General features: G+C 57.6%; 3 rRNA genes. All 3 read left to right on the forward strand.

Going from position 1 to position 5,235, the window contains the following annotated elements:
- Nucleotides 1–52: 52 nt before the first annotated feature.
- The 3 genes from H9624_RS16225 (at nt 53) to rrf (ending at nt 5,213) form a co-directional block, all read left to right on the forward strand.
- Nucleotides 53–1,578 (forward strand): 16S ribosomal RNA (locus H9624_RS16225).
- Between the two features lie 297 nt (nt 1,579–1,875).
- Nucleotides 1,876–5,002 (forward strand): 23S ribosomal RNA (locus tag H9624_RS16230).
- 94 nt (nt 5,003–5,096) lie between these two features.
- Nucleotides 5,097–5,213, forward strand: a 5S ribosomal RNA gene (gene rrf, locus H9624_RS16235).
- Together the 16S, 23S and 5S rRNA genes form the textbook arrangement of a ribosomal RNA operon.
- The last annotated feature ends 22 nt before the right edge of the window (nt 5,214–5,235 follow it).

Raw genomic sequence — 5,235 nt, forward strand, 5'->3', positions numbered from 1 at the left:
TGGTGGGTGTTTCTTCGTATGGTTGTTACCTCTTCGGGGGTGGCGATAGACATTTACGGAGAGTTTGATCCTGGCTCAGGACGAACGCTGGCGGCGTGCTTAACACATGCAAGTCGAACGATGAAGCCCAGCTTGCTGGGCGGATTAGTGGCGAACGGGTGAGTAACACGTGAGTAACCTGCCCCTGACTTCGGGATAACTTCGAGAAATCGTGGCTAATACCGGATATGACACGTGCCTGCATGGGTGTGTGTGGAAAGATTTATCGGTTGGGGATGGGCTCGCGGCCTATCAGCTTGTTGGTGGGGTGATGGCCTACCAAGGCGACGACGGGTAGCCGGCCTGAGAGGGTGACCGGCCACACTGGGACTGAGACACGGCCCAGACTCCTACGGGAGGCAGCAGTGGGGAATATTGCACAATGGGCGAAAGCCTGATGCAGCGACGCCGCGTGAGGGATGACGGCCTTCGGGTTGTAAACCTCTTTCAGTAGGGAAGAAGCTCTTCGGAGTGACGGTACCTGCAGAAGAAGCGCCGGCTAACTACGTGCCAGCAGCCGCGGTAATACGTAGGGCGCAAGCGTTGTCCGGAATTATTGGGCGTAAAGAGCTCGTAGGCGGTTTGTCGCGTCTGCTGTGAAAACGCAAGGCTTAACCTTGCGCCTGCAGTGGGTACGGGCAGACTAGAGTGCGGTAGGGGAGACTGGAATTCCTGGTGTAGCGGTGGAATGCGCAGATATCAGGAGGAACACCGATGGCGAAGGCAGGTCTCTGGGCCGTTACTGACGCTGAGGAGCGAAAGCATGGGGAGCGAACAGGATTAGATACCCTGGTAGTCCATGCCGTAAACGTTGGGCACTAGGTGTGGGATCCATTCCACGGGTTCCGTGCCGCAGCTAACGCATTAAGTGCCCCGCCTGGGGAGTACGGCCGCAAGGCTAAAACTCAAAGGAATTGACGGGGGCCCGCACAAGCGGCGGAGCATGCGGATTAATTCGATGCAACGCGAAGAACCTTACCAAGGCTTGACATACACCGGAAAAGTGCAGAGATGTGCTCCCCGTAAGGTCGGTGTACAGGTGGTGCATGGTTGTCGTCAGCTCGTGTCGTGAGATGTTGGGTTAAGTCCCGCAACGAGCGCAACCCTTGTCCTGTGTTGCCAGCACGTAATGGTGGGGACTCATAGGAGACTGCCGGGGTCAACTCGGAGGAAGGTGGGGATGACGTCAAATCATCATGCCCCTTATGTCTTGGGCTTCACGCATGCTACAATGGCCGGTACAAAGGGCTGCGATACCGCGAGGTGGAGCGAATCCCAAAAAGCCGGTCTCAGTTCGGATTGGGGTCTGCAACTCGACCCCATGAAGTCGGAGTCGCTAGTAATCGCAGATCAGCAACGCTGCGGTGAATACGTTCTCGGGCCTTGTACACACCGCCCGTCACGTCATGAAAGTCGGTAACACCCGAAGCCGGTGGCCCAACCCCTTGTGGGAGGGAGCTGTCGAAGGTGGGACTGGCGATTAGGACGAAGTCGTAACAAGGTAGCCGTACCGGAAGGTGCGGCTGGATCACCTCCTTTCTAAGGAGCTCACCACATCATCGCCCGCTTCGTCGGGGTTCATCGGTGGTGTCAGGTGGCCACGCGGACACCGCATGTGTGTCTGGTGGTTGCTCATGGGTGGAACATCAAGGCTTGGCATGCTGTTGGGTCCTGAGGACACAGGCCACAGCCACCCCCGTTTGCGGGTGTGGTGGGGTGTGTTTCTTCTGGTGGCCGCCTTCTGCTGGGCCTCACGCCGATGTGTGTGGGGTCTGGGGTTGGTCGGTGGGTTGCTTGAGAACTGTACAGTGGACGCGAGCATCTTTGATCTTTTGTGGTCAAGTTTTTAAGAGCATTCGGTGGATGCCTTGGCACTAGGAGCCGAAGAAGGACGTGGTGGCCTGCGATAAGCCTCGGGGAGTTGGCTAACGAACCGTGATCCGAGGATGTCCGAATGGGGAAACCCAGCTGGGGTCATGCCCAGTTACCCGCGCCTGAATGTATAGGGCGTGTGGAGGGAACGTGGGGAAGTGAAACATCTCAGTACCCACAGGAAGAGATATTCCGTGAGTAGTGGCGAGCGAAAGCGGATGAGGCTAAACCGGGGGTGTGTTAAAGACGGCAGTCGTTGCACCTTCGGGGTCGTGGGACCCGCTCACTCAGCCTGCCGGCTGGGTAGGGAGTAAAAAAGTGTTGTCATAGTCGAACGGTCTGGGAAGGCCGGGCACAGTAGGTGAGACCCCTGTAGACGAAATGGCATCACCTCCCGGTGGGGATCCCGAGTAGCACGGGGCCCGTGAAATCCCGTGTGAATCTGGCAAGACCACTTGCTAAGCCTAAATACTACCTAGTGACCGATAGCGGACAAGTACCGTGAGGGAAAGGTGAAAAGTACCCCGGGAGGGGAGTGAAATAGTACCTGAAACCGGATGCTTACAACCCGTCGGAGCCTCCTTAGCTGGGGTGACGGCGTGCCTTTTGAAGAATGAGCCTGCGAGTTAGTGGTACGTGGCGAGGTTAACCCGTGTGGGGAAGCCGTAGCGAAAGCGAGTCCGAATAGGGCGACTCAGTCGCGTGCTCTAGACCCGAAGCGAAGTGATCTACCCATGGGCAGGTTGAAGCGCGGGTAAGACCGCGTGGAGGACCGAACCCACTTAGGTTGAAAACTGAGGGGATGACCTGTGGGTAGGGGTGAAAGGCCAATCAAACTTCGTGATAGCTGGTTCTCCCCGAAATGCATTTAGGTGCAGCGTTGCGTGTTTCTTGCCGGAGGTAGAGCTACTGGATGGCCGATGGGCCCCAACAGGTTACTGACGTCAGCCAAACTCCGAATGCCGGTAAGTGTAAGCGCAGCAGTGAGACTGCGGGGGATAAGCTTCGTAGTCGAGAGGGAAACAGCCCAGACCACCGGCTAAGGCCCCTAAGCGTGTGCTAAGTGGGAAAGGATGTGGAGTTGCACAGACAACCAGGAGGTTGGCTTAGAAGCAGCCACCCTTGAAAGAGTGCGTAATAGCTCACTGGTCAAGTGATTCTGCGCCGACAATTCAGCGGGGCTCAAGCACACCGCCGAAGCCGTGGCATCAGCACATGTCCCCAGCGCCTCCCTCGTGGAGTGTGTTCAGGGGTGTTGATGGGTAGGGGAGCGTCGTGTGGGAGGTGAAGCTGCGGGGTGACCCAGTGGTGGATCCCACACGAGTGAGAATGCAGGCATGAGTAGCGAAAGACGGGTGAGAAACCCGTCCGCCGAATGACCAAGGGTTCCAGGGCCAGGTTAATCCGCCCTGGGTAAGTCGGGACCTAAGGCGAGGCCGACAGGCGTAGTCGATGGACAACGGGTTGATATTCCCGTACCGGCGAAACACCGCCCATACCGAGCCCGGTGATGCTAACCGCCCAACGCCCACTCGTCACCCTTCGGGGTGCGTGTGGGCCGCGCGCGGAACCCGAACCGGTAGTAGGTAAGCGTATTAACAGGGGTGACGCAGACAGGTAGCCTCCGCGTGCTTAATGGCTATGCACGTCCAAGGGAGCAGGGCGAGGTCCAGGCAAATCCGGGCCTCACACAGCCTCAGACCCGATGGTGACCGCGAACGCGGGAAGCAGGGTGATCCTATGCTGCCAAGAAAAGCCTCGACGCGAGGTGTTAGCCGCCCGTACCCTAAACCGACTCAGGTGGTCAGGTAGAGTATACCAAGGCGATCGAGATAATCATGGTTAAGGAACTCGGCAAAATGCCCCCGTAACTTCGGGAGAAGGGGGGCCTGAGGGGTGAAGCCACTTGCTGGCTAGCCTTTGAGGGCCGCAGAGACCAGGGAGAAGCGACTGTTTACTAAAAACACAGGTCCGTGCGAAGTCGCAAGACGATGTATACGGACTGACGCCTGCCCGGTGCTGGAAGGTTAAGAGGACGGGTCAGCTCAACTTCGGTTGGGCGAAGCTCAGAATTTAAGCCCCAGTAAACGGCGGTGGTAACTATAACCATCCTAAGGTAGCGAAATTCCTTGTCGGGTAAGTTCCGACCTGCACGAATGGCGTAACGACTTCTCCGCTGTCTCAACCGTGAACTCGGCGAAATTGCATTACGAGTAAAGATGCTCGTTACGCGCAGCAGGACGGAAAGACCCCGGGACCTTTACTATAGCTTGGTATTGGTGTTCGGGACGGCTTGTGTAGGATAGGTGGGAGACTGTGAAGCAGCCACGCCAGTGGTTGTGGAGTCATCGTTGAAATACCACTCTGGTCGTTCTGGACATCTAACCTCGGTCCGTAATCCGGATCAGGGACAGTGCCTGGTGGGTAGTTTAACTGGGGCGGTTGCCTCCCAAAATGTAACGGAGGCGCTCAAAGGTTCCCTCAGCCTGGTTGGCAATCAGGTGGCGAGTGTAAGTGCACAAGGGAGCTTGACTGTGAGACTGACAGGTCGAGCAGGGACGAAAGTCGGAACTAGTGATCCGGCGGTGGCTTGTGGAAGCGCCGTCGCTCAACGGATAAAAGGTACCCCGGGGATAACAGGCTGATCTTGCCCAAGAGTCCATATCGACGGCATGGTTTGGCACCTCGATGTCGGCTCGTCGCATCCTGGGGCTGGAGTAGGTCCCAAGGGTTGGGCTGTTCGCCCATTAAAGCGGTACGCGAGCTGGGTTTAGAACGTCGTGAGACAGTTCGGTCCCTATCCGCTGCGCGCGCAGGAAACTTGAGAAGGCCTGTCCCTAGTACGAGAGGACCGGGACGGACGAACCTCTGGTGTGCCAGTTGTTCCGCCAGGAGCACGGCTGGTTGGCTACGTTCGGAAGGGATAACCGCTGAAAGCATCTAAGCGGGAAGCCTGCTTCAAGATGAGGTTTCCACCACCCTCGAGGTGGGAAGGCCCCCAGCAGAACACTGGGTTGATAGGCCGGACGTGGAAGCGGGGACTAAAGACCCGTGGAGCTGACCGGTACTAATTGGCCAACAACTTCACCACAACACAAAGATCAATGTTGACGCGTCCACTGTACGGTTCTGGAGCCACCCACCCCTCACACACGTGAGGAAGCGGTCGGACAACTCCACAGAGTTACGGCGGTCATAGCGAGGGGGAAACGCCCGGTCCCATTCCGAACCCGGAAGCTAAGCCCCTCAGCGCCGATGGTACTGCGTGGGAGACTACGTGGGAGAGTAGGACACCGCCGAACACCCATTCCCGTAAGGGCCGCA

The organism is Oceanitalea stevensii (assembly GCF_014837105.1).
Taxonomy (GTDB): domain Bacteria; phylum Actinomycetota; class Actinomycetes; order Actinomycetales; family Actinomycetaceae; genus Oceanitalea; species Oceanitalea stevensii.